Raw genomic sequence first — 23,979 nt, forward strand, 5'->3', positions numbered from 1 at the left:
AATTGAATCCTGGGCCAGCGCATGGGCCGGAGACCGTTCGAGCCTCCGGCAGATCTCACCGAGGGGCACGTATGTCCGGACTGATCGACACCACGGAGATGTACCTCCGCACCATCCTGGAGCTGGAGGAGGAAGGTGTTGTCCCCATGCGCGCCCGTATCGCCGAGCGATTGGACCAGAGCGGTCCGACGGTCAGTCAGACGGTCGCGCGGATGGAGCGCGACGGTCTGGTGTCCGTGGCGAGCGACCGGCATCTGGAGCTGACCGACGAGGGCCGCCGGCTGGCCACGCGGGTGATGCGCAAGCACCGCCTCGCCGAGTGTCTGCTGGTCGACGTGATCGGCCTGGAGTGGGAGCAGGTCCACGCGGAGGCCTGCCGCTGGGAGCACGTGATGAGCGAGGCCGTGGAGCGCCGCGTGCTGGAGCTGCTGCGCCACCCCACCGAGTCGCCGTACGGCAACCCGATCCCGGGTCTGGAGGAGCTGGGCGAGAAGGACGGCGCCGACCCGTTCCTGGACGAGAGCATGGTCTCGCTGGCCGAGCTGGAGCCGGGCGCGGACGGCATCACGGTCGTGGTGCGCCGGATCGGCGAGCCCATCCAGACGGACGCGCAGCTGATGTACACGCTGCGGCGGGCGGGTGTGCAGCCCGGTTCGGTGGTGAGCGTGACCGAGTCCGCGGGCGGTGTGCTGGTGGGCAGCAGCGGCGAGGCGGCCGAGCTGGAGGCGGACGTCGCCTCCCACGTCTTCGTCGCCAAGCGCTGACGCGGCCGAGTGCCGACGCCGGCGGGCGGGGCCCGGAGGCTGCGGCGCCCGGCGGTGGCTCCGGGGCGGGAGGGCCCTTGCGGTGTCCCTCGATCGTGGCGATTCCCGGACCGGCTCCGGCGAATCGCAGACGTGCGGCGCCGCGCGTGCCAGGCTTTGGCGGTGGGGCATGTGACCGGGAGGGGCGGGCGGATGTGCCGAGAGCGTGGGGAGGGCCCCGGCGCCGTGCGGCGCCGGGGCCTGTCCTCCCCGGTGTCGACCCGGAGCCCCGAGCTCTCAGGGTCGTTCCCCTCGGACCGGTTTCCCCGAGCGGTCCGCCTCCCGCTGAAGATCTCCCCCGGGGGGCGGCGATCATTCCTCGGGCGGTGTCACTCGAACGAGGGGTGTTCCCCGCGAAGACCGCGTTTTCGAATAGGGGTTCGATAGTCTGCGAGTGCGGCGGACGGCCCGACGGGTCCCGCGGCACACCGGGGTACGGCACCCGCACGACAGGTCCGTACGACACCGGCACGACGAGTACCTACGACACGGGTACGGCCGCAGCGGCAGCGTGGCCCGGCGGCACGGCCAGCAGCACACGGCGGTACCGGGGCGGCGCGGACGCGGATCGGGCGGACGCGTGGCCCGGCGGCAGCGGGCGGTCCGAGCGGAGCTTGGGGGGTGCCAGAACGAATGGCGCGGCGCATCGATGTGACCGGAACGGGCGGCGTACGTCTCGCGGCCTGGGAGTTCGGCGACCCTCCCAAGCCCGGAGACCCGTCGGCCGCGGCCGGTGACCCGCACACCGCGGAGCCCGGCGCTCCGGGTGTGCTGTTACTGCACGGCCTGATGGGCCGCGCCTCGCACTGGGCGTCCACCGCCCGCTGGCTCTCCGAGCGCCACCGTGCCGTGGCGCTCGACCAGCGCGGCCACGGCCAGAGCGACAAGCCCCCGCAGGCCGCCTTCACCCGTGAGGCCTACGTCGAGGACGCCGAGGCCGCCCTCGAACAGCTGGGCCTCGGCCCGGCCGTGCTCATCGGCCACGCCATGGGCGCGCTGACCGCCTGGCAGCTCGCCGCCAAGCGCCCCGATCTGGTCCGCGCCCTGATCATCTGTGACATGCGGGCCTCCGCGCTCGGCGCGGCCTCGCAGCGCGAGTGGTCCGACTGGTTCCGGGCCTGGCCCGTTCCCTTCGCCACCCTGGCCGACGTACGCAAGTGGTTCGGCGAGGACGACCCGTGGGTGGAGCGGCCGAACCGGGCGCGGGGCGCGTTCTACGCCGAGGTCATGCAGGAGTCGCCCGACGGATGGCGGCCCGTGTTCGAACCCGAGCAGATGCTGAAGTCCCGCGAGACGTGGGTGTACGACGCCCACTGGGAGGAACTGGCCCAGGTCCGCTGCCCCGCGCTCGTCGTCCGCGGCCTGGACGGCGAACTGGGCCGTGCCGAGGCGCAGGAGATGGTCCGGGTCCTGCCGCGCGGCCAGTACGCGGAGGTCGCCGAGGCCGGCCATCTCGTCCACTACGACCAGCCCGAGGCATGGCGCGTGGTCGTCGAGCCGTTCCTGGAGGGCGTGCTGACGCCGTGACGGCCCGGGGCGGCGCCCCGCGGGACGTCAGGGCGGTGCCCGGCGGCCGTCACGCCCTCTCGATCCCCTCGACGCAGCGCAGCACCGCCGCCACCGCCGCCCGGTGCGCCGGGAGTTCGAGCCGGGTGGCGAGCGCGGGGTCACGGGCCCCGGCCAGGATCTCCCCGAGGACCGGGGCGAGCGGGGCGTGGGAGGGGTCCGCGCGAAGGCCGGCCAGGTTCTCGCGGGTGACCTCGGCGGTCTCGCCGTATCCGCTGGCGGCGGCCGCCAGGTTGCCCAGCGCCAGCCCCAGGTGCATCACCGGCCACAGCTCCGCCGCCACGTCCGTGCCGCCGCGCAGCGCGGCCAGGGCACGGGCGGCGACCGGCTCGTCGAGCGGCCCCAGTCCGGCGGCCACGGCCGGATCGCGCTCCCCGTCGAGCACCCGCCGCAGCACCGCGGCCGGCCGGGCGAACCGCTCGTCCAGCTCGCCCCAGCGGTGCAGATGCTGACGCAGCTTCACCCGGGCCGCCGTGTTGCCGCGTTCGGCGGCCAGCAGTGCCCCGAGGGCGGGCTCCCAGACCAGCAGCCACACCAGCCGCGCGGCGACGGCGGCCCCGCCCGGGCCCGCCGCCCCGCCCGCCGCGGGTCCCGTCCCGGCCGCCTCCCGCACCTGACGGACCAGGCCCGCCAGCGTCTCCGCGACCCGTTCCCCGTCCTGGCACAGCCGGGTCAGCAGTCGGTCCAGGGCCACCCCGGGCACCTCGGCGACCCGCTCGCACAGCTCCCGCGGACCGGCGGGCAGGGGCGTGGCGGCCGGGCCGAAGACCCGGACGTCGTTCACCACCGCGCCCAGCGCGTCGGCGGTCCGCCCGCCCGTGAGCAGGCCGAGCAGCGCCCCCGCGAGGTGGTGCGCGGCGGCGCCGGGCGCGTCCCGGGCGTGGGCGTGCAGAAAGGAGCCGTGGTTGACGTGGCTGACGGCGATCGCGGCGGGGTGGCCGCCGCGGTAGGCGTAGCGCAGACAGTCGCGGCCCCGGGCCAGCGCGAGCGACCCGCGGCCGCGGGCGTGCTCGACGGTGGCGAGTGCGCCGAACACCTCGCCCAGGTGCTGTACGTCCTGCGCGGCCTCGAACACCTCCCGGCACGTGTGGAGCAGCGCCAGCGCCTCGGTCACCCGGCCGAGACGCAGAAGCGGGGTGTACGCCGGGAACCGCGCCTGTGCCACATCGGTGCCGGGCGCGCCCCGGCCCGTCTTCACCGCGCACAGCTCGGCGTTGAACTCCAGTGCCGTGTCCCACCGTCCGGCCTCGATCGCCGCGCGCTGTCCGGTGTCGCAGAACTCCTCCCAGACCCGCCACCACACCGCCCCGTCCGCCGACCGGGCCTCCGGGTCGCGCGGCAGCGCGGCCATCCGGCCGCGCAGTACGGCCGCCTCCGTCAGCACCCGCGCCGCCGCTGCGGAGCCCCCGCTCGTACGTCTCGTGCGCCTCGACCAGATGCTTCAGCTGCCCACTCTGCGCCAGCGAGAACAGCACCCCGCCGAGGTTGACCAGCCGTGCCGCGTGCATCGGATCGTCCGGCGGGGTCGCGGCGAGGGCGGCCCTGGTGTGCCGTACGGCCTCGTCCAGGACGGCCGGGTCGGGGTACTCGCGTGCGCGCCGCAGCAGGGAGTTGGCGAGGTTGGACTCGATGCCCGCCCGCTCGGCGTGGTCGGCGGGCAGCAGGTCGAGGCAGGCCCGGTACAGGGCGATCGCCTCGTCGATGTCCTGCCGCCGGCCGCCCTGGTCGAAGGACTCCTGGAGCGAGGTGGCCAGCGCCGACATGTGCCGGGGCAGGTTCTCGTCACCGGGTGGCGAGTCCTCCACCGACCGCCGCCCGTACTCCAGCGACCGTTCCAGGAGCCGTGTGTCGCGCTCCTGCTCCCAGCGCAGCCGGTGCAGCATGCACAGCGCCGACAGCGCGGAGGCGTGCCGGAGGTCCTCGGCCGGGTACAGCCCGGCGGCCGTCTCGGCGGCCTGCGCGGCGCGGACCAGCAGCGCGGGGTCGCCGGTGCGGCCGTACTCCAGCCGCAGCCGGTCGGCGAGGGTGAGCGGTTCCCCGCCCGATACCGGGGTCGCGGCCGCCCCCTGCCGTGCCGCGCCGTCCCCGCCCGATCTGCGGAACCATCTGGCCACGCCGACCCCCCGGTCACTGTCGTCCCCGTACCCGCGTGCGTACGCACGGTGTACCCAACGAGAGCCGGGGTCAGGCGAGTTGATTCACCCCTTGCTCACCGCCGCCAGGATCTCGGGCAGCCGCCGGGCGGTGCGCGGCGCGGCCAGCCGCAGCCCGAGAAGGGCGAGCCCGGCCCCGTACGCCGTGCCGAGCGGCAGCAGCAGCCACAGCAGGTCGTCGCCGTCGGCGCTCACGTGCAGCCAGACGGCGGCGGCGATGACGGGGGAGCACAGCAGGGCCGCCGCGACCATGCCGCCGAAGACGGAGATCCAGGCGAGCCCGGTCTGGCCGGGCGCCACGTTCTTGTAGCCCTCCTGCGGGATGGAGTACGGGAACGAGGCGGAGGTCCACGCCCCGGTCGCCAGCATCGCGCCGAGCAGCGCGAAGGACAGCCCCAGCACCTCGGGCAGCGACTCCCAGTCGCCGAGCAGGGCCGTCGTCACCACCGTCACCAGCGCCGCGTACGGCACGGTGATCACCATCAGCGCCAGGGCCCGCGCGCGCAGCTCGGCGTAGGCGTCCCGGGTGGAGGAGATGGTCGTCGCGACCATCCAGAACGCCGAGGTGTCCTGCCCGAACTGGTTGTACATCTGGATGCCGAGCATCCCGGCGGCGAAGCAGGCGAAGTAGACCGAGCCGGTGCCCTGGAGCGCGTTGAACACGGGCACGATCAGCCCGATGGCGAGCGAGGTCACCCAGGCGGCCTTGGTCCTGGGGTCGCGCCAGATGTAGCGCAGGCCGCGTTCCATGACCGTGCCGGTGCGCCCGCCCGGCAGCAGCCGGGCCAGGCCGGTGGAGGGGCGGGCGCGCGGGCCGGGGTCGGCGGCCTGGAGGGTGGAGCCGTCCGGGGCGGTCATCAGCCGGGTCAGATGCCGTGCCCACACCGCGAGCGCGGCCACCACCGCGGCCGCGCTCGCCGCGAGCTGCGCGGCGGCGGTGCCGTAGTCCCCGTCGCTCACCGAGTGCACCGCGCCGACGGCCGAGGCGGGCGGCACCCAGCGCAGTACGTCGGCGAACGGGTCGAGCTGTCCGAGACCGCCCGAACCGAGGCGCTGGACACCGAAGTTGACCAGCTGGGCGCCGACGGCGATCACCAGTCCGCTGAGCACGGCGAGATCGCGGCCCTTGCGGCTGCTCAGCAGCCGGACGTTGGCGGCGGCCACGGCCCGCGCGAGCGCCACGCACACCAGCAGCACCAGCGCCACCGCCACCACTGCGACCGCGTAGGCGGCGCCGCCGTGCGCCACCGCGATCACCGAGCCGACGGCCAGGCACAGCGTGAACAGCGGCCCTGTCCCGACCAGCGAGGCCACCAGCAGCGCGCGCACCAGCGGCATCGGCCGCAGCGGCAGCATCACCAGCCGGGTCGGGTCCAGCGTCTCGTCGCCGCCGGGGAAGAACAGCGGCATCACGGCCCAGCCGAGCCCCAGCACGGCGGCCAGCAGCACCACCACGGCGTCCGCGTGCGCGGTGCCCCGCAGCAGGATCAGCCCGAACAGCTGGGCCACCCCGAACAGCAGCACGAACACGGCCGAGAGCACATAGGCGGCCAGCCGTCCTCCGGACCGCCGCAGTCCGTTGCGCAGCAGGGACAGCTTCAGCCGGACGAAGGTGGGGGTGAGGGACGTCACCGGGCGCCGCCGCCGAGCCAGTCGAGATCGCTGCCGGTGTCCCGGACGCCCGCGCCGACCAGTTCGAGGAAGGCCTGCTGGAGGGTGGGCGCCGGGCCCCGCACCTCGGCCAGCGTCCCGTGGGCGCGGATCCGCCCGGCGGCCATCACGGCCACCCAGTCGCACAGCGACTCCACCAGTTCCATCACGTGCGAGGAGAACACCACGGTCGCGCCGGAGGCGGTGTACCGCTCCAGCACACCGCGGATGGTCTGCGCCGACACCGGGTCGACGCCCTCGAACGGCTCGTCCAGGAACAGCACTTCGGGGTTGTGCAGCAGCGCGGCCGCCAGTCCGATCTTCTTGCGCATACCGGTCGAGTAGTCGACCACCAGCTTGTGCTGGGCCCCGGCCAGGTCGAGCACGTCCAGCAGCTGCGCGGCCCGCTTGTCCACCTCGTCACCGGGCAGCCCCCGCAGCCGCCCGGTGTACGCCAGCAGTTCCCGTCCCGACAGCCGCTCGAACAGCCGCAGCCCCTCGGGCAGCACCCCGATGCGGGCCTTCACCTCGACGGGATCACGCCACACGTCGTGCCCGACGACCTCGACCGACCCCTGATCCGGCCGCAGCAGCCCGGTCACCATGGAGAGGGTCGTGGTCTTGCCGGCCCCATTGGGCCCCACCAGCCCGATGAACCGCCCGGCCGGCAACTCCAGATCGATCCCCCCGACAGCCACCTGCCGCCCGAACCGCTTCCAGAGCCCCCGCACCACAACAGCGTTCTTGGTCATACCGAAACCCTAGGCCCGCCCCCAAGTGACGCACGGACCCGAGCAATCCTTCGGGCGCGCGGGGAACGGCGCACAGCTCTTCAGGGGCGCGGGGAACGGCGCAGCTCCTCAGGGGCGCGGGGAACTGCGCGACCAGCCACGACGGCGAGCAGCCCGGACGACGACAGCAGCCCCCGGACGGGGACCCGTTACCGATCCCGCCCACACGCATACGCGAGCGGCGAGATCAACTCCTCCGCATCCGGCAGCCACCGATTCGCGGGCGTAGGCCGGCACGCCCACTGCACAGCCCCCCGAGACCCGAACCGCGTAGGCGGCGCAGCCACATACGCCCCCTCACCCAGCGCCACCAGATCCAGCGAAGACGGCGCCCACCCCAACTTCCGCATCAGGTCCGGGACCTTCACCGAAGCCCCCGGCAGCACGAAGAAGTGCATACGCCGGTCCGGCGTCAAGGTCACCGGCCCCAGGGTCAGTTCCATCCGCTCCATCCGCGCCAGCGCCAGGAACCCGGCCGTCTCCGGGACGGAGAGCGCGTCGAAGGTCCGTCCGGTCGGCAGCAGGATCGCCGCGTTCGGCTGCTTCTGCCACATCCGGCGGGCGACGGTCGCGCTGCCCGTCGCCTGCGTCGCCCAGTCGGGGCGCGTGGGGTGCGCGCCGGGCGCCTCGCACCCCGGCTGCCTGCAGGAGCAGCGCTGCACCCCGTCCACGGCATCCAGCCAGGCGCCGGGGAACACGTCCCAGTGGCGTTCCTCGGCGTAGCGTACGGCTGTCTCCAGCAGTGATTCCCCGCGCTGCTGAGGAAGCTGTGCGGTTTCGGTGCCCTGGATCGTCTCTTCCACGCTCATCACAACTCCAGCCTCCACCACGGGTTACGGGCGCGCCCGCGCGCGGACGAGGAGCATCGATTCGTCGTCCGGGGCGCACGGGTGCACAGGTGGGGGCGCGCGGGAGGAACGGGGGAGCGGGCCGGGTAGTCACCCGGGGTCGGCTTGCGCCCCATCCCCGGCAATCCTGGCATGCCTCGCATTTTCGGTATGTCCGCTGGGCATCGATCTTCCCGGCCGGAACTTTTCGGAGCGCGAGCCAGTGCGTCCGATCCGCGTTCGGTTCTGAACAGACACGTCCATCGGTGCACGGGCAGGCACCGCAGCCACAGGGGGTCAGGACCATGGCCGCAAGGCCTCTCGTCGCGCGGCAGCCGAACGAACGGCTGCAGGCGCTCATCCAGGAAGCGGGCTGCTCGAACGCCGGGCTGGCCCGCCGGGTCAACATGTGCGGGGCCGAGCACGGCCTCGACCTGCGCTACGACAAGACGTCCGTGGCCCGCTGGCTGCGCGGACAGCAGCCGCGCGGGCGCGCCCCGGCGATCATCGCCGAGGCGCTGGGACGCAAACTCGGCCGTACGGTCACGATCGACGAGATCGGCATGGCCAACGGCAAGAACCTCGCCTCGGGAGTGGGTCTCCAGTTCTCGCCGACGGTACTGGGAGCCATCGAGCAGGTGTGTGAGCTGTGGCGCAGCGACGTGGGCCGGCGGGACTTCCTGTCCGGGTCCTCCGTCGCCGCGTCCGCGCTGGTGGAGCCCAGCCGCGACTGGCTGATCTCCTCGCCGGACGCGCAGGTGTCGCGCTCGGCGGGACCGCGGGTGGGCGCCTCCGACGTGGCCGCCGTACGGGCCATGACACAGGCGCTGACCGATCTCGACCACCAGTACGGCAGCGGGCACGTCCGGCCCGTCGTCGTGCACTACCTCAACAGCGTGGTCTCCGGGCTGCTGGCCGGGTCCTACCGGGAGGCGGTGGGCCGCGAGCTGTTCGCGGCCGTGGCCCGGCTCACCGAACTCGCCGGGTACATGGCCGTCGACACCGGCCAGCCGGGCCTCGCCCAGCGTTACTACATCCAGGCGCTGCGGCTCGCGCAGGCGGCGGGCGACCGGGGCTACGGCGGCTATGTGCTGGCCGCGTCCATGAGCCATCTCGCCGCGCAGCTCGGAAACCCTCGCGAGATCGCGCAGTTGGCGCGTGCGGCGCAGGAGGGGGCGCGCGGCGTCGTGACCCCGCGCGCGGAGGCGATGTTCCTCGCCGCAGAGGCCCGCGGCCACGCGCTGCTGGGCGACGTACGCGCGGCGCAGGCGGCGTCCTCGCGGGCGCTGACGGCGATGGAGCGGGCGGACCCGGACTCCGGGGACGACCCTGCGTGGATCGCGCACTTCGACGAGGCGTATCTCGCCGACGAGTTGGCGCACTGCCACCGCGACCTCGGCCAGCCCGAGGCGGCCGCCCGCTACGCCGAGCAGTCCCTGGCCGGGCATCCGCCCAAGCGGGCCCGCCGCCGGGCCATCGGCTATGTGCTGCTCGCCACAGCGCAGGTGCAGCAGCGTGAGATCGAACAGGCCTGTGCCACGGGCCTGAAGGCGGTGGAGATCCTGGAGACCCTGCGCTCCAACCGCGGCGCCGAGTACCTGGAGGACTTCCAGCAGCGGCTGGAGCCCTACCGGGACGAGGCGGTGGTACGGGAGTTCGGGGCGCGGCTGGATCTCCAGCAGGCGGCCTGAGTACGTGTAACCGACGTCACAGGAAGGGAGATCGACGCCTGAGCTGCGTGGCATGCGGCTCCGGGGACCCGGTAGCGTGAGCCGACGATCCCGAAGGTCCCCCATTCGTAGGAGTCCCGGTGACGCAGAGTGGACAGGGCGAGGAGCCCTCGGCGCGACCCGCGCACGAAGGCGTCGTGCTGCCCTCCGACGGCGGTGCGCCGCTGCTGCCGGGCGGTCCGACGGCGACGCCGCCCGGCGGTCAGGCCTGGGGCACGCCCTGGGGGCCCGAGGCCCAGCAGAGCCCGGCCCCCGGCCGGCCCTCCTGGCCGCAGCCGGCCGACCAGCAGTGGGGCGCCGCGGACCAGGGCGCCTGGCCCGGCACGCAGCAGGGCACCGTGCCGCCCGCGCCCGGTGCCCAGCCGCCCGGTTCCGCCCCGGCGGCGCCGTCGGCCGGCCCGCTCCCGCCGGAGGCCCCGGCCACGGCGTCGTACGGCTACCCGCAGGGCGGGTACGGCTACCCACAGGACGGGTACGGGGCCCAGAGCCCGCAGGGCGGGACGCACAGTCCGCAGGGCGGGACGCACGGTCCGCGGGGCGGGACGCACGGTCCGCGGGGCGGGACGCACGGCGGCTCGCCGCTGCCTCCCGCGGCCGACGACGCCACCCGCTACATACCCCCGGTCGCCCCGGTCGCTCCCGGCGGCGACGACGGGGCGACCCAGTACATCCCGCCCGTGGCGGCGGCCGCGCCCGCCGTGGACGAGGGCGCGACGCAGTACATCCCGCCCGTCACCCCGGGCGCGCTCCCGCCGGAGATGCCCGGCGCGTCCTACGGCGCCCCCGCCGCCCCGCAGGGTCCGTACGGCGGTCCCGCCGGGGCGTACGGCGGCGCGGTGCCCGAGGCGCCCGCGGAGACCACGACCTTCCTCGGGACGGGTCCCGGGGCGGGCGGCCGGGCTCCGGCCGGTGCCGACGCCGAGGCCACCCAGTACATCCCGCCGGTGCCCGCGGGCGGCGACCGGCAGCCGCCCGCCGAGTTCGCCGGCCTCTTCCGCGACGAGCAGGGCCCGTCCGGCGCCACGCAGCAGATGCCGCGCGTGCCGGCCCCGCAGGGCGGCTACGCCCCGCAGCAGCAGTACGACCGCCACGGCGGCGGGGGCCACGGTTCGCCCTACCCGGGCGAGGGCCGGCGCGACGACGGCGGCCGTGGCCGTGGCCCGGGCACCGGTTCGCGGGTGCCCCTGATCGCGGCGGTCGGCATCGGCATCGCGGTCCTCGGCATCGGCGCGGGCGCGCTGATGGGCAGCGACGGCGGCGGTGACGACGACACCAAGAACGTCTCCGCGTCCACCCCGGCGACCGCCGGGAGCTCCTCGCCCTCCGCCTCGGCCTCCCCGTCCGACGACCCGGCCAAGGCGCAGGCCGAGGAGCTGGACAAGCTGCTGGCCGACAGCGGCAACAGCCGGGCCTCGGTGATCAACGCGGTGGCGAACGTGCGTGCCTGCGACGACCTAGGCAAGGCCGCCCAGGACCTGCGGGCCGCGGCCCAGCAGCGCAACGGCCTGGTGACCCGGCTGGAGGGCCTCGCCGTCGACCAGCTGCCCGGCAACGGCGAGCTGAAGACGGCGCTGACGAACGCGTGGAAGGCGTCCGCGTCGGCCGACGACCACTACGCGGCGTGGGCGGACCAGGTGGCCGGGAACAAGAAGAAGTTCTGCCGCGGCGGCACGGCCCGTTCCACCGGCCAGACCCAGGCGGGTGACCGCGCGAGCGGCACGGCCACCACGGAGAAGGGCAAGGCCGCCGGGCTGTGGAACACCATCGCCGACAAGTACGGCCTGACCCGGCGCGAGCCGACCCAGCTGTGACACGCGCGCGGGGCGCGGACCGGTAGGCCGGTCCGCGCCCCGCGCGCGTCGTACGTGAGGCCCTGGAGCCCTGGCGTGCGTCCTCCGGCTACACGTCGGCGTCCTGCAGCGCCTTGGTCATGTCCACGAAGCCCTTGCGGGCCGCGACCAGCCGGCCGTCGCGGACGACCTGGAGGGTGACGTCGGTGTTCACCAGACGGGGGAACCCGATCGAGGCCAGGCGGTCCTGGAACTCCCAGCGCAGGGTGGGGGTGAGCCCGCCGGTGTCGATCTCCAGCCCGCTGTCCAGGGTGCGGCGCACGGTGTCCTGGGTCACCTCGCCGGCGCCGATCTTCTCCAGCGCGGCCTTCAGCACGGTGAAGGCGATCCAGCTGGTCTGCACGGCGGTGTCCGCGGGGTCGATCCGGGTGTCGGTGAACGCCTGCTCGCGGATGACGCTCTTCATCCGGTCCCAGCGCGGGTCGGTCTCCACCGGGTACCAGCCGGTGACGTACGACCCCTCGTAGGGGCCCGACCTGCCGCCGGAGGCGTCGATCGTGGTCTGGTCGACGTTGCCCAGCACGGTGCCGGTGCGCACCTCGGGGTACTCGCCGCGGGCGCGCCGGAAGGAGTCCATGAAGGTGCCGGTGCGGTCGCCGAGGGCGGGCACCACGCAGCCGGTGGCGGAGGAGTCGGAGGTGGCGTCGCCGAGCGCGCTGCGGGTCTGGCCGGAGAACTCGGTGGCGTCCTCGGCGGCCCGTACGTCCCCGGCGGGGTCGTGTCCGCCGGCCTTCAGCCCGGCGTTGAGCATCACGGGCAGCTGGTCGCCGCCGATGGTGTCGGGCCGCACCAGGGAGACCCGGCCGCAGTCGTCGGCGAGCTCCTGGCCGAGTCCCGCGAGAAGGGTCGGCTGGCCGCCGTTCACGGGGTAGGACAGGGGGGAGGTGAACTCGTCGTTGGTGATGCCGTAGCCGCCTATGTAGGGGATGCCGGCGCTCTCCAGGATCGGGAAGAACGAGTTGGGGTGCTGGCTGTAGGAGCCGACGACGGCGACGGCGTCCTCCTTCACCGCGCGCCGGGCGCACTTCGCGACGGCCACCGAGTCGTTGAGCTCGTTGCACGTCGCCACGTGCAGGGTGCGGCCGTTGATGCCGCCGTGGGAGTTCACCCAGCGCGCGAAGGCGCGGGCGAACGCGGGCATTCCGGGCTTGTTGGTCTCGTTCGTGTCCTGGGGCGCCCAGGTCATGACGGTGATGCGGTCATCCCCGTCGCCCCCCGTGACGCCGGGGATGACCCCGCAGCCGACGGCCAGCGACGCGAGCGTCACCAGGGCCCCCGCGGTGCGGATGCTTTTCTTGACGGGCCTGGTGAGGGTGGGGAGGAATGTGCTGCGGTCGCTTAGCCTGCCGGTCATGTCCACGCACGATTCCCCCACATCCCTAACCCTGGAGTGTCCTTCAGGCAACGCCGAGTGACATCGAGGTGAATTGCGGGGGACCGTTCCGGCACGTGAGACGAAGAACGTACGATCGATGACCGTGCAAGGTTCGGAGAACTCTTCCCGTCGCGGCCGTCGCTCCTCCACCATGGGCGGCATGCCACTCAACGACATGCCGTGGTGGCGCTGGCGCAGCAATGTGCGCTCCGCGCTGCACATGCTCTCCGACCCGGTGTTCCAGCGGGACGTCTGGCTGGCCGGTGTCGAAGGCTACGGAGACGTCACCGACGCCGTGTACCGGCTGGTGGAGGACACCTGGCTGGACAACTGGTCCGCCGAGAAGTACGTCGGCACGATCTTCCGCGACTCACAGGAGGCGGCGCTCGTCGACACCGCCGTGCTGCGGGTGCTGCGGATCATGCACCAGGTCGGCCCGGACGCCCCGGTCATCGCCTACCTCGAGAACGCCGGCTGGCCCGAGGCGATACGGGCCGCGCGCGACGCGCACGTACGGATGGCGGCCAGTGACGGGGACGACCCCGACGCGCCGCCGCGCTCGCTGGAAGTGCTCCAGATCATGACGCGGTCCGCCTAGCGGAACGGTTGTCGGGGGCGCGGCGGCGTGTGGGACCCTTTTCTGCATGAACGAGCAGCCCACCCGCGCCGCGGCCCCGGCCGAGCAGTACGTCCTGACCCTGTCCTGCCCCGACAAGCAGGGCATCGTGCACGCCGTGTCGAGCTACCTGTTCATGACCGGCTGCAACATCGAGGACAGCCAGCAGTTCGGCGACCACGACACGGGTCTGTTCTTCATGCGCGTCCACTTCTCGGCGGAGCCGCCGGTGACGGTGGAGAAGCTGCGGGCGACCTTCGCGGCGATCGGTGACTCCTTCCACATGGACTGGCAGATCCACCGGGCCGAGGACCGGATGCGGGTCGTGCTGATGGTCAGCAAGTTCGGCCACTGCCTGAACGACCTGCTGTTCCGCGCACGTATCGGCGCGCTGCCCGTCGACATCGCGGCGGTGGTGTCCAACCACACGGACTTCGCCGAGCTGGTGGGCTCCTACGACATTCCCTTCCACCACATCCCGGTGACGCGGGACACCAAGGCGGAGGCGGAGGCGCGGCTGCTGGAGCTGGTGCGTGAGGAGGATGTGGAGCTGGTCGTCCTCGCCCGCTACATGCAGGTCCTCTCCGACGACCTGTGCAAGCAGCTCAGCGGGCGGATCATCAACATCCATCACTCCTTCCTGCCGAGCTTCAAGGGCGCGAAGCCGTATCACCAGGCGCATGCGCGGGGTGTGAAGCTCATCGGGGCGACCGCGCACTATGTCACCGCGGACCTCGACGAGGGGCCGATCATCGAGCAGGAGGTCGAGCGGGTGTCCCACGACGTCACGCCCGATCAGCTGGTCGCCATCGGGCGGGACGTCGAGTGCCAGGCGCTGGCGCGGGCCGTGAAGTGGCACGCGGAGCGGCGGATCCTCCTGAACGGCCGCCGCACGGTCGTCTTCGCGTAGCCCCCCGCGGCCCCGGGGTGGGGGCCGGCCCGGGTGCCCCGGCGGGCGCGGGCCGAGTGCGCCGCTCGCGCAGTTCCCCGCGCCCCCTAAAGACTGCGCGGTTCCCCGCGCCCCTGAGTGACTGCGCGGTTCCCCGCGCCCCTGAGTGACTGCGCGGTTCCCCGCGCCCCTAAAGGATTGCGCAGTTCCCCGCGCCCCTAAAAGAACGCGCGGTCCCCCGCGCCCCTGTGAGCGACGGTCCACTCAGGGGCGCGGGGAACTGCGCGAACGGCCACCCACGGTCCGCGGGTGTCCGAAGGCCCGTCTTTGGGGGCGCGGGGAACTGCGCGAACGGCCCACGGCCGACCGCATCCGACGACGAGACCGCGACGAACCCCTCGACCCGGCGGCGAGAGCCGGGCTCGCTACATGCGGCTGAGGGACGCCGTTGCGTACAGGACGTCGCGGATGGCGTCCCGGTCGCCGACCTGCCCCGCCGCCGCCTCCTCCGGAGGAACATGCCCCGCCGCCAGCTGGCAGAACTCCACGTAGTCCAGGGCGACATGAGCCACCTCGTGGGCCGCGGAGCCCACCGCCGCCGGAGAGTCGAGGGGGATCAGCCACTCGCCCCCACCCGTCCCCTCGATCTCCAGCCGAAGGCTCCGCCCCGGCGCACCCGCGGCCACCAGCCGCCGCTCGGGCCCTCGCCCGGGCCCCCGAGAGGCCAGCCCGGCCCGCCGCCGAGAGGCCAGCACCGTGGGCAGCATCCGCGCGGCGAGGTCGATCATGCCGTGCAGATGACGGCCGGACGGCGGCTCGTAGGGGTAGTCCACGGCCTCCGCGATGTCCCCCGCGTGGACCCAGCACTCGAAGGCCCGGTCGAGCATGGCGTCGCGCAGGGACAGTTCGAAGGCGCCGTAGGACACGCTGAGGCCGCCCGCGGTGCCGCCCGTGAAGGACACGGTGCGCACGATGTCATGGCTCTGCTCCCGCCAGGGCGCCCGCACCGTGCGGGTCGGCGGGAAGTGCGAGCCGCGCCAGTACGCCTCGGTGCGCTCGGCGGGGCCGCCCGCGCCCGGCGGGTCCGTCGCGTCGCCGAGCGGGTCGCCGAGGCCGAGGGAGAGCGCGACCAGGCCGTCGACGGCCATGAGATGCGCGATGACCCCGGCGACGGTGGTGCGGCGGTTGCCGAACCCCCCGCCCTCGAACCACCGCAGCCGCACCGGCGCGTGCCACTCGGCGTCACCGAAGTCCTGCAGCAGCGCGTCGAGGCGGGCGGTCTCGGCGTCGTAGGCGGCGGCCCAGCCGGGCACCGGGATGCGCGGCGGGCGCCGTTCCAGGCAGCTGGTGAGGACACGGGTGCGCAGGCCGGGGTCGAGGTCGAGCGGCTCGGGACGCTGGAGCAGCCCGACCGCCTCGCGCAGCCGCAGCGCCTCCTCCGCGCAGCTGCCGCAGCCACCGAGGTGCTCCTCGACGGCCGCGGTCTCCTCCGACGAGCACGCGGCCAGCGCCCACGCGCCGAGCAGCGCCTTCAGCACCTGGTGCTCCAGCACGAGCGGCACCACCTCCGGCGCGGCCGGCAGCGTCGCGTCGCCGTCCTCGACGGAGGTACGGGGCGGCGGTATCCGCGACGGTCCGTCCCGGTCCTCGTACCCCCCGAAGGGGTTCGGCCCGGTCACGCCGCACCTCCGCAGCCCGGGGGTGCGCCGGGCGCGCCGGCGTCGTGCGCGGTGGACAGGAGCTGGAGGCCGAGGCGCAGGCGGCGCCGGGCCTCGTCCTCGGTGACGCCGAGGTCGACGGCGGCCTGGCGGTAGTCGCGGCGCTGGAAGTAGGCCAGTTCCAGCGCGGCGCGCAGGGGCGCGGGCATGGACTGGACGATGTAGTCGGCACGGGCGGCGACGGAGGCGTGGCCGACCTTGTGCTCCAGTTCCTCGGCCGTGCCCGGGCCGCCCCGCTCCAGCGCGGCGGTCTCCGCGGCGCGCAGCCGCCGCACGGCCAGCCGGTGGGTCAGCGTGGCGACCCAGGAACGCAGCGGTCCCTGCCGGGGGTCGTAGCTCTCGGGGTGCTCCCAGACATGGGCGAAGACGTCGCGGGTGACGGCGTCGGCGGCGCGCTCGTCGCCGAGGACGGTGTGCGCGAGGCCGTGCACCAGCGAGGCGAAGCGGTCGTAGAGCTCGCCGAGGGCCGCGGCCTCGCCCCGGGCGAGCCGCTGCTGCATCCTGCGGTCCCAGCGGGGCTGTGCGTCCTTCGTCGCCATGCGGCCCCCTCCCCCTGCTCCTGTCCGGTCTGTGACAAGCGTGCGCCCACCGCGTTCTCGAATGTAGTCGGCACGTCCGGGAACGCACGCCCCTTTATGGCAATGTGCGCCCCCTGCGCGCCCCGAGTGATAGTGGGCCTTTGGTGCACCTCGCGCCTTCTGCCGCCCTTACCCACCCTGTTCTTGATCAAGCTTGGCATCAAGTCGATCGAACAGGATCGAGTCCGATTGAAACAAGCCTCTTCTGATCGGTTCCCGTTTCCAGCCCCGTGTTTCAGGGAACGGCGGCTGGGCAGCCGCGCTGACAGGAAGCGTAGGCCCTGCTTCCGTTTCCGGGCTGCTCCGGGAAGTCCCGCGAATGAAGGGCACGGTGGTGACGTTCAATGTGACCGATGACGAGCGCGGTGACTGGGCCGTGCTCCGGGTGACGGGCGAGCTGGACCTGGTGACATCACCGGTTTTGCGCCAACGGGTACACGACAAGGTGGCCGACGGCCGCCACAGCCTCGTCGTCGACCTCTCCGGGGTCGTCTTCTGCGATTCCAGCGGCATAGGCGTGCTCATCGCCACCCGCCGTCTGCTGCGCTCCTGCCAGGGCCGGCTGCGGCTCATCCTGCCCGCCGTGGGAGCCGCCGAGGGCTCCCACGTCAACCGCGTCATCGGCGCCCTGGGAGTGCGCCGGCTGTTCGACGTCCACGCCGACGTCAGCGCGGCGGTCGCGGAGGAGGACCGTCCTCTGTCGGCGTGACGGCGCGCCCGCAATGACACATTGTTGTTCCGAAATTCCCCCGGTCTTGGCACATCCGTCGGTTTCCCGCTCCGGGGGGCCGCCCGGCGTCGTACGCTCCCTGCCGGAAGCACCCCGACGTCATGTGAGGCGGCCCAGAGACATGGTCAGCAGCGAGTACGAGGGCAGGATCGCGGCCAGGTTCGCCGGCTTCGACCAGGACGGCAACGGCTACATCGACCGCCAGGACTTCAGCGGCGCCGCCAAGGCGCTGCTCGCCGAGTTCGGCACCCCCGCCCGCTCCGACAAGGGCCAGGCGCTGTACGCGGGCGCCGAGGCCTTCTGGCAGGGCATGGCGGGGATAGCGGACCGGGACGGCGACCAGCGCATCAGCCGCGAGGAGTTCGTCAACGGAGCGGTCAAGCGGCTGCGTGACAACCCGGACCGGTTCGCGGAGATCGCCCGTCCCTTCCTGCACGCGGCCCTGGACGTCGTCGGCACCGACGGGGACGGCGCGGTCGCGGTCACCGACATCGCGCGCGTGCTCGCCCTCCTGGGCGTCACGGAGACCGTCGCGCGGGCGGCCGCGGAGGCGCTTGACGGCGACGGGGACGGCAGGGTCGGCGAGGCCGAGCTCGTCCCGGCCTTCGCCCGCTACTTCACCGTCCCCGAGTAGCCTCCCGGCCGACGTGTCCGCCCGGGCCCGGGCAGCACTCCCGCCCCGCGTGCCCGCCCGGGCACGCGCGGGACCCGTCCCTCACGCACCCGACCGTGTCCGCTCGTGCCCGTGAGGCGGCGGCACCTCACGCACCCGCGTAACGCTCACGCAGCTTGTACTTGAGCACCTTCCGCAGGGTCTCGCCCCGCGGAAGGGCGTCCACCACCTCCAGCTGCTCCGGCAGCTTGTGCACGGACAGCCCTTCCGCGCGCAGATACGCCGTCACGTCCGCGAGCGTCAGCGGCGCGGCCCCCTCCGGCTGCTCGACGACCGCGCAGACGCGTTCCCCGCGCTCGGCGTCGGGCAGCCCGATCACCGCCACGTCCCCGACGCCCGGGTGGGCGGACAGCAGGTCCTCGATCTCCCTCGCCGGGACGTTCTCCCCCTTGCGGATGATCACGTCCTTCAGCCGCCCGGTGAGCACCAGATGGCCGCTCGGCGTGAGCCGCCCGAGGTCCCCCGTGCGCAGGAACCCCTCGGCGTCGAAGGCCTCGGCGGTCTGCGCCGGGTCCAGATACCCCCGGCACACCGCCTCCCCGCGCAGGCGCACCTCGCCGTCCACGATCCTGATCTCCATGCCCTCGGGCGGCCGGCCCTCGGTCGTCGCCAGGTTCTCGGCGCTGTCGTCGGGGTCGCCCATCGTGATCATCGGCACCTCGGTCATGCCGTAGCCGTGGGTGAGGGCGACGCCCAGTTCCCGGGTCACCGCGTGGTACAGCTCCGGCGGCTTCGGCGCCCCGCCGCCCGCCAGCAGCCGCAGACTCGGCACGACCCTGGCCCCGGGCCGGCCGCGCTGCTCGGCGAGGAACATCGAGTAGAACGCCGTGGAGCCGCCCGCGACGGTCACGCCGTGCCGGCGCAGGTCCTCCAGCGCGTCCGGCAGCGCGAACCGCTCGAACAGCACCGCGGGGAACCCGTACAGCAGCAGCATCACCAGGTAGTCGGGGCCGCCTATGTGGGCGTACGGGAAGGCGATCGAGCCGATGTCGTCCGGCCGGGGCCGCAGCGCGTGGGCGAGGCAGGAGCCGCCCGCGATCAGTGAACGGTCGGTGTGCAGGACGCCCTTGGGGGCGGAGGTCGTGCCGGAGGTCCAGTAGATCCAGCGCACCGAGGTGCCCTCGGCGGGCGGCGGGGGCAGGACGTCCGGGTCGCCGTCCGGGAGGCCGCCGTACACCTCGAGGACGCCCTTGGCGCCCAGGCGCCGCGCCATCGCCGTGTGGTCGAAGCCACGCCAGACGCCGGGCACCGCGAAGAACTCCGCCCTGGACTCGCGCAGCGCGAAGCCGGTCTCGCGCTCGCGGTGGAAGGGGATGACGGGCGACTGCACGGCGCCGAGGCGGGCCAGCGCGCAGGACAGCACGACCGTCTCGACACGGGTGGGCAGCTGCCAGGTCACCACCGTGCCGGGGCGCACCCCGAGGCCGTACAGCCCGGCCGCCGTGCGCTCGGCCAGCGCGCGCAACCGGCCGAACGTGACGGTGCGGTCCCCCTGGAGGAGGACGGGAAGGTCCGGGGTGAGACGGGCACGGCGGTCGAGCAGGTCCCACAGGGTGCGGGCGGAACTCAGCGAGTGCGGGGTCTCGTTCACGTCATCCCCCTCCTTGGCTGACGACTCGTCAGATGGCATGCTATCTGACGGACCATCAGACAGGCATCGGGTCGTCACCGGTCCGGACGGACGGACCGCGGCCCCGCGACGGACACCGGACGGACACCGTCCGGCGGAGGGGGAACCATGACGACGGAACTGCCCCGCATCATCAGCGTCGACGACCACGTCATCGAGCCCGCGCACCTCTTCGAGACCTGGCTGCCGCGCGCCTACCGCGACCGCGGACCCCGGCCGCTGACCGCCGGCATCGGCGAACTCGCCTACGTCGGCGGCAAGTACCAGATCACCATGGACCCCGACGGGCCGCCCACGGACTGGTGGATCTACGAGGACCTGAAGTTCCCGTACAAACGCAACATCGCCGCCGTCGGCTTCGACCGCGACGAGATGACCCTGGAGGGCATCACCCGCGAACAGATGCGGCGCGGCTGCTGGGACCCCGCGGCACGGCTGGCCGACATGGACCTCAACCACGTCGAGGCCAGCCTCTGCTTCCCCACCTTCCCCCGCTTCTGCGGCCAGACCTTCGCCGAGGCCCACGACAAGGAGGTCGCGCTCGCCTGTGTGCGCGCCTACAACGACTGGATGGTCGAGGAGTGGTGCGGCGACAGCGGCGGCCGGCTGATCCCGCTGTGCCTGATCCCGCTGTGGGACATCGGCCTGGCCGTCGCCGAGATCCGGCGCAACGCCGCGCGCGGGGTGCGGGCCGTGACCTTCTCCGAGATCCCCTCCCACCTCGGGCTGCCGTCCATCCACTCCGGCCACTGGGACCCGTTCTTCGCCGTGTGCGAGGAGACCGGCACGGTCGTCAACATGCACATCGGCTCGTCCTCGCAGATGCCCGCCGCCTCCCCGGACGCCCCGCCCGCCGTCCAGGCCTCGCTGTCCTTCAACAACGCCATGGCCTCGATGATGGACTTCCTCTTCAGCGGCGTGCTGGTCCGCTTCCCGCGCCTGAGACTCGCCTACTCCGAGGGACAGATGGGCTGGATCCCGTACGCCCTGGAGCGTGCCGACGACGTCTGGGAGGAGCACCGCGCATGGGGCGGGGTGCGCGACCTGATCCCCGAGCCGCCGTCCACGTACTACTACCGGCAGATGTTCTGCTGCTTCTTCCGCGACAGACACGGTGTCGCGTCACTCGACGCGGTGGGCCGCGACAACGCCACCTTCGAGACCGACTACCCGCACGTCGACTCCACCTTCCCCCACACCAGGGAGGTGGCCCTCGACCATGTGAAGGGCCTCGACGACGAGACGGTGTACAAGCTGATGCGCGGCAACGCCATCCGCATGCTCGGCCTGGACCTCGACCGCTGATGGACCTGTCGTACCCGCCCGAGGAGGAGGAGTTCCGGGCCCGGCTGCGCGAGTGGCTCGCGAAGACGCTGCCCACACTGCCGCCGAAGCCGTCACCGGCCGACTGGCCCGCCCGCCGCGCCTACGACATGGGCTGGCAGCGGACGCTCTACGACGCCGGGTACGCCGAGGTGCACTGGGATGGCTCGCCGACCCGGCGGCTGATCTTCCTGGAGGAGACCGAGCGCGCGGGCGCGCCCTATGTGGGCGCCGGGTTCGTCGGGCTGCTGCACGCCGGGCCGACCATCGCCGCCGAGGGCACCCCCGAGCAGCGGGAGCGCTGGCTGCCGCCGATCCTGCGCGGCGAACAGGTGTGGTGCCAGGGCTTCAGCGAACCCGGCGCGGGCTCCGACCTCGCCGCCCTGCGCACGCGCGCGTGGCGCGACGGGGACACCTATGTGGTGAACGGCTCCAAGATCTGGACCTCGCACGCCGAGGTCGCCGACTGGTGCGAACTGCTCGTGCGCACCGACCCGGACGCCCCGAAGCACCGTGGCATCAGCTGGCTCGCCCTGCCGATGGACACGCCCGGGGTGACCGTACGGCCGCTGCGGACGCTGGCCGGGTCCGAGGAGTTCGCCGAGGTGTTCCTGGACGAGGTGCGGGTGCCGGCCGCCAACCGGGTCGGCGCCGAGAACGACGGCTGGCGCGTGACCATGGTGACCCTGTCCTTCGAGCGCGGCACGGCCTTCGTCGGCGAGGTGGTCGCCTGCCGCCGCGTCCTCGGCGAACTCGCCCGCGAGGCCCGGCGCAACGGCCGCTGGGACGATCCCGTGCTGCGCCGCGGGCTGGGCAGGCTCAACGCCGAGTTCCGGGCGCTGTGGCGGCTCACCCAGTGGAACGTCAGCGAGGCGGAGGCCTCCGGCGGGGTGCCCGGCGTGGGCGGCTCGGTCTTCAAACTGCGCTATTCGCAGGCCCGTCAGGCGCTGTACGACACCGCCGCGGACGTCCTGGGCGCCGACGGTCTCGACCTCGCGCGGCCCTGGGTGCTCGACCGCCTCTCCTCGCTGTCGTACACCATCGCCGCCGGGACGTCCGAGATCCAGCGGACCATCGTGGCCGAGCGGATCCTGGGCCTGCCGAGGGGGAGGTGAGGGCCGGTGCGGTTCCGGCCGACCGGGGAGCAGAAGGCGCTCGGGGCGAGCCTGCGGGAGCTGCTGAGGCGCCGGTTCGGGCCCGAGGCGCTGCGGGCGGCCGTGGGCCGGGACCGGCTCGACCGGGAGCTGTGGCGGGAGTTGGGGGCCGCCGGGTTCTTCGCGCTCAGGCTGCCGGAGGACCGGGGCGGGGTCGGACTCGGGCTGCCCGAGGCGGTGCTGGTGTTCGAGGAGGCCGGGCGGGCGCTGCTGCCAGGCCCGTTGATCGCCACCCATCTGGCGGCGGGCCAGGTGCCGGGCGCGGCGGAGGGCGAGGTCGTCGTCACGCGGGCCGACGGGGGCCTGGTGGAGTGGCTGGCGGAGGCGGACGTGGTGGCCGGGGGGTGGGAAGGGGGCGGCGAGCCGGCCGTACCGCTGCGGTCGGTCGACCCGCTGACGCCGCTGCACCGGGTGCGGGACCGGCCGCGGGAGCCGGACCGGAGGCGGGAGCCTGACCGGACGGGGGAGCCGGATCCCCTCGTCTCGCTGCTGACGGCCGCCGAACAGCTGGGCTCCGCCGGACGCGCCGGTGAGCTGGCCGTGCAACACGCCTGTGTGCGGGAACAGTTCGGCAGACCGATCGGGGCGTTCCAGGCCGTCCAGCATCTCTGTGCCGACCTGCTGGTCCGTACCGAGCTGGCCCGGGCCGCCGTCTACGCCGCCGCCGTGACCGCCGACCCGGCCGACATCGCCGCCGCCCGGCTGCTGGCCGACGAGGCCGCCGTACGCGGCGCGCGGGACTGTCTCCAGGTGCACGGCGGGATGGGGTTCACCTGGGAGTCGGAGGTGCATCTGCATCTGAAGCGCGCGTGGGTGCGGACGCACCGTGCGGGGGGCGGCACTCACAGTGAGGAGTTGTTGGCCCGCGACCTGTCCGCCCCGGCGGGCTGACAGGCGCCGGCCTGCGGGAACGGCCGTGCGGACAGCGGGATGTCGCGGATTGTGGCATACCGGAATCACGGAGCGTTGATACCGGGTTGTGTCCTACGTGTGACTCGTCACGTCCTGGAGTCGGCGTCCGGCTCCGGTACCTTGTGTGGGATGCGAGTGGTTCCGGGGACGAGCCGTGCCGGAGTTGCCTCTGAGGCGGCCCCGGATCCGGCGGTGCGCGTCGCTGCTCGCGGGGCGGGAGTGCGAGAAGCCACCGCCTGTTCGACCTCCGGCGGTGGGCGTCGCACAGTATGCCGCAGGGGTACTCCTTCGCGCTGGAATATGCCCGAAGCGCTTGTTGGGGTGACGCAACGTCAACCAAGCTGTCCTGTAAGGGATTCACGTTCCGTGACCCTTGCTCTGGCCGTTGTTCTGGTCATGCAGAAAATGGCTACGATCGTGGCCCTCGTGAGGCGCGAGCCTTTGTGTCCGCCGGTTCGGATGGTGTGAGCGGTGCAGGTGCTTCAAGTGCAGCTGGAGGTCCGGCCCGACCCCGCGGAGGTGGGGCGAGCCCGGAGGTGGGTGCGTGCGCGGCTCACCGGTGCGGGAGCGGGGGTCGACGAACCGCTCGCCGAGACCCTGATCCTGCTCGTGTCCGAACTGGTCACCAACGCCGTGGTGCACACCGGCCGGCCGGCCGTGCTGCGCCTGGTGCTGCCGCTCGCGGCCGGACCGGCGACCGTCCGTCTGGAGGTCGCCGACACCAGCGACCGCGCCCCGGTGCCGCGTTGCGCCGACGGCGACGAGACCGGAGGGCGCGGACTCGCCCTGGTGGACGGCCTGGCCGACCGCTGGGGCTGGACCCCTGACGGCGTCGGCAAGCGCATCTGGTGCGAACTGGACCGCTGCCCCGAGCCGCGCGCCGCGACGGTGTCGTACGGCGGCAGCGTGAGTGCCTACGAGGGGCTGGCCTACGAGGCGGTGTGACCTCGCCCGGTCACCCCGGGGGCATCTCCGGGGCATCCCTGGGGCGTCGCCGGGCATTCCCGGGGC

The 23,979-nt window shown here is 73.5% G+C and carries 20 protein-coding genes; 12 read left to right on the forward strand and 8 right to left on the reverse strand.

The window, feature by feature from the left end:
* The first annotated feature begins 71 nt into the window (after nucleotides 1–71).
* Nucleotides 72–764, forward strand: a complete 693-nt coding sequence (locus tag ACFYR0_RS17810) for a metal-dependent transcriptional regulator (protein WP_386377653.1) — start codon at nucleotides 72–74, stop codon at nucleotides 762–764.
* 672 nt (nucleotides 765–1,436) lie between these two features.
* Nucleotides 1,437–2,330 carry an alpha/beta fold hydrolase gene (locus ACFYR0_RS17815; protein ID WP_389328465.1) on the forward strand — a complete coding sequence of 298 codons (894 nt, stop codon included), beginning with the start codon at nucleotides 1,437–1,439 and terminating at the stop codon, nucleotides 2,328–2,330.
* Nucleotides 2,331–2,379: 49 nt separating this feature from the next.
* On the opposite strand, the gene ACFYR0_RS17820 is transcribed toward ACFYR0_RS17815, so the two are convergent.
* The 4 genes from ACFYR0_RS17820 to ACFYR0_RS17835 form a co-directional block, all read right to left on the reverse strand.
* A complete protein-coding gene (locus ACFYR0_RS17820) occupies nucleotides 2,380–3,753 on the reverse strand; it encodes a hypothetical protein (RefSeq protein ID WP_389328250.1) in 1,374 nt (457 codons plus the stop codon).
* 814 nt (nucleotides 3,754–4,567) lie between these two features.
* Entirely contained in the window at nucleotides 4,568–6,154 is a 1,587-nt protein-coding gene (locus ACFYR0_RS17825) for a transporter (protein ID WP_389328254.1), read from the reverse strand.
* Entirely contained in the window at nucleotides 6,151–6,924 is a 774-nt protein-coding gene (locus ACFYR0_RS17830) for an ABC transporter ATP-binding protein (protein WP_389328257.1), read from the reverse strand. Before ACFYR0_RS17830 ends, ACFYR0_RS17825 begins: the two co-directional genes overlap by 4 nt.
* A gap of 188 nt (nucleotides 6,925–7,112) precedes the next feature.
* On the reverse strand, nucleotides 7,113–7,772 hold the full coding sequence (locus ACFYR0_RS17835; protein WP_389328260.1) for a bifunctional DNA primase/polymerase: 660 nt from the start codon (nucleotides 7,770–7,772) through the stop codon (nucleotides 7,113–7,115).
* 323 nt (nucleotides 7,773–8,095) lie between these two features.
* Here ACFYR0_RS17835 and ACFYR0_RS17840 point away from each other — a divergent pair, with 323 nt between their 5' ends.
* Complete coding sequence (locus ACFYR0_RS17840; protein WP_389328263.1) at nucleotides 8,096–9,481, forward strand: transcriptional regulator; 1,386 nt, start codon at nucleotides 8,096–8,098, stop codon at nucleotides 9,479–9,481.
* Nucleotides 9,482–9,600: 119 nt separating this feature from the next.
* Nucleotides 9,601–11,331, forward strand: a complete 1,731-nt coding sequence (locus ACFYR0_RS17845; RefSeq protein WP_389328266.1) for a hypothetical protein — start codon at nucleotides 9,601–9,603, stop codon at nucleotides 11,329–11,331.
* A gap of 88 nt (nucleotides 11,332–11,419) precedes the next feature.
* Here ACFYR0_RS17845 and ACFYR0_RS17850 read toward each other — a convergent pair whose 3' ends face one another.
* Entirely contained in the window at nucleotides 11,420–12,724 is a 1,305-nt protein-coding gene (locus tag ACFYR0_RS17850) for an ABC transporter substrate-binding protein (RefSeq protein ID WP_389328269.1), read from the reverse strand.
* 118 nt (nucleotides 12,725–12,842) lie between these two features.
* On the opposite strand from ACFYR0_RS17850, the gene ACFYR0_RS17855 reads away from it, so the two are divergent.
* Both ACFYR0_RS17855 and purU read left to right on the forward strand, forming a co-directional pair.
* A complete protein-coding gene (locus tag ACFYR0_RS17855) occupies nucleotides 12,843–13,343 on the forward strand; it encodes a hypothetical protein (protein ID WP_386377640.1) in 501 nt (166 codons plus the stop codon).
* Nucleotides 13,344–13,389: 46 nt separating this feature from the next.
* On the forward strand, nucleotides 13,390–14,271 hold the full coding sequence (gene purU / locus ACFYR0_RS17860; protein WP_386377639.1) for a formyltetrahydrofolate deformylase: 882 nt from the start codon (nucleotides 13,390–13,392) through the stop codon (nucleotides 14,269–14,271).
* Nucleotides 14,272–14,675: 404 nt separating this feature from the next.
* On the opposite strand, the gene ACFYR0_RS17865 is transcribed toward purU, so the two are convergent.
* On the reverse strand, nucleotides 14,676–15,929 hold the full coding sequence (locus ACFYR0_RS17865) for a zf-HC2 domain-containing protein (RefSeq protein WP_389328273.1): 1,254 nt from the start codon (nucleotides 15,927–15,929) through the stop codon (nucleotides 14,676–14,678).
* Nucleotides 15,926–16,507 carry a sigma-70 family RNA polymerase sigma factor gene (locus ACFYR0_RS17870; protein WP_389328276.1) on the reverse strand — a complete coding sequence of 194 codons (582 nt, stop codon included), beginning with the start codon at nucleotides 16,505–16,507 and terminating at the stop codon, nucleotides 15,926–15,928. The genes ACFYR0_RS17865 and ACFYR0_RS17870 overlap by 4 nt, the downstream gene beginning before the upstream one ends.
* Before the next feature lie 358 nt (nucleotides 16,508–16,865).
* On the opposite strand from ACFYR0_RS17870, the gene ACFYR0_RS17875 reads away from it, so the two are divergent.
* On the forward strand, nucleotides 16,866–17,255 hold the full coding sequence (locus tag ACFYR0_RS17875; RefSeq protein WP_389328279.1) for an STAS domain-containing protein: 390 nt from the start codon (nucleotides 16,866–16,868) through the stop codon (nucleotides 17,253–17,255).
* Nucleotides 17,256–17,397: 142 nt separating this feature from the next.
* Nucleotides 17,398–17,910, forward strand: a complete 513-nt coding sequence (locus ACFYR0_RS17880) for an EF-hand domain-containing protein (protein ID WP_389328282.1) — start codon at nucleotides 17,398–17,400, stop codon at nucleotides 17,908–17,910.
* 127 nt (nucleotides 17,911–18,037) lie between these two features.
* Here ACFYR0_RS17880 and ACFYR0_RS17885 read toward each other — a convergent pair whose 3' ends face one another.
* Nucleotides 18,038–19,540, reverse strand: coding sequence for a class I adenylate-forming enzyme family protein (locus ACFYR0_RS17885; protein ID WP_389328285.1), 1,503 nt, complete (start codon nucleotides 19,538–19,540; stop codon nucleotides 18,038–18,040).
* Nucleotides 19,541–19,687: 147 nt separating this feature from the next.
* Between ACFYR0_RS17885 and ACFYR0_RS17890 the strand changes: the two genes are divergently transcribed.
* The 4 genes from ACFYR0_RS17890 (at nucleotide 19,688) to ACFYR0_RS17905 (ending at nucleotide 23,913) form a co-directional block, all read left to right on the forward strand.
* Entirely contained in the window at nucleotides 19,688–20,884 is a 1,197-nt protein-coding gene (locus ACFYR0_RS17890) for an amidohydrolase family protein (RefSeq protein ID WP_389328288.1), read from the forward strand.
* Nucleotides 20,884–22,017 carry an acyl-CoA dehydrogenase family protein gene (locus ACFYR0_RS17895; RefSeq protein WP_389328291.1) on the forward strand — a complete coding sequence of 378 codons (1,134 nt, stop codon included), beginning with the start codon at nucleotides 20,884–20,886 and terminating at the stop codon, nucleotides 22,015–22,017. Before ACFYR0_RS17890 ends, ACFYR0_RS17895 begins: the two co-directional genes overlap by 1 nt.
* 6 nt (nucleotides 22,018–22,023) lie before the next feature.
* On the forward strand, nucleotides 22,024–22,947 hold the full coding sequence (locus ACFYR0_RS17900; RefSeq protein WP_389328294.1) for an acyl-CoA dehydrogenase family protein: 924 nt from the start codon (nucleotides 22,024–22,026) through the stop codon (nucleotides 22,945–22,947).
* Nucleotides 22,948–23,454: 507 nt separating this feature from the next.
* On the forward strand, nucleotides 23,455–23,913 hold the full coding sequence (locus ACFYR0_RS17905; RefSeq protein ID WP_389328469.1) for an ATP-binding protein: 459 nt from the start codon (nucleotides 23,455–23,457) through the stop codon (nucleotides 23,911–23,913).
* Nucleotides 23,914–23,979: the final 66 nt, after the last annotated feature.

Origin of the sequence: Streptomyces sp. NPDC005017 (assembly GCF_042873115.1) — a bacterium.
Taxonomy (GTDB): domain Bacteria; phylum Actinomycetota; class Actinomycetes; order Streptomycetales; family Streptomycetaceae; genus Streptomyces.

Coding starts and splice junctions, on each gene's coding strand:
- ACFYR0_RS17895 (WP_389328291.1), top strand. CDS start 20,884: ATGGACCTGTCGTACCCGCCCGAGGAGGAGGAGTTCCGGGCCCGGCTG.
- ACFYR0_RS17890 (WP_389328288.1), top strand. CDS start 19,688: ATGACGACGGAACTGCCCCGCATCATCAGCGTCGACGACCACGTCATC.
- ACFYR0_RS17815 (WP_389328465.1), top strand. CDS start 1,437: ATGGCGCGGCGCATCGATGTGACCGGAACGGGCGGCGTACGTCTCGCG.
- ACFYR0_RS17880 (WP_389328282.1), top strand. CDS start 17,398: ATGGTCAGCAGCGAGTACGAGGGCAGGATCGCGGCCAGGTTCGCCGGC.
- ACFYR0_RS17830 (WP_389328257.1), bottom strand. CDS start 6,924: ATGACCAAGAACGCTGTTGTGGTGCGGGGGCTCTGGAAGCGGTTCGGG.
- ACFYR0_RS17870 (WP_389328276.1), bottom strand. CDS start 16,507: ATGGCGACGAAGGACGCACAGCCCCGCTGGGACCGCAGGATGCAGCAG.
- ACFYR0_RS17835 (WP_389328260.1), bottom strand. CDS start 7,772: ATGAGCGTGGAAGAGACGATCCAGGGCACCGAAACCGCACAGCTTCCT.
- purU (WP_386377639.1), top strand. CDS start 13,390: ATGAACGAGCAGCCCACCCGCGCCGCGGCCCCGGCCGAGCAGTACGTC.
- ACFYR0_RS17875 (WP_389328279.1), top strand. CDS start 16,866: ATGAAGGGCACGGTGGTGACGTTCAATGTGACCGATGACGAGCGCGGT.
- ACFYR0_RS17850 (WP_389328269.1), bottom strand. CDS start 12,724: ATGACCGGCAGGCTAAGCGACCGCAGCACATTCCTCCCCACCCTCACC.
- ACFYR0_RS17855 (WP_386377640.1), top strand. CDS start 12,843: ATGACCGTGCAAGGTTCGGAGAACTCTTCCCGTCGCGGCCGTCGCTCC.
- ACFYR0_RS17840 (WP_389328263.1), top strand. CDS start 8,096: ATGGCCGCAAGGCCTCTCGTCGCGCGGCAGCCGAACGAACGGCTGCAG.
- ACFYR0_RS17810 (WP_386377653.1), top strand. CDS start 72: ATGTCCGGACTGATCGACACCACGGAGATGTACCTCCGCACCATCCTG.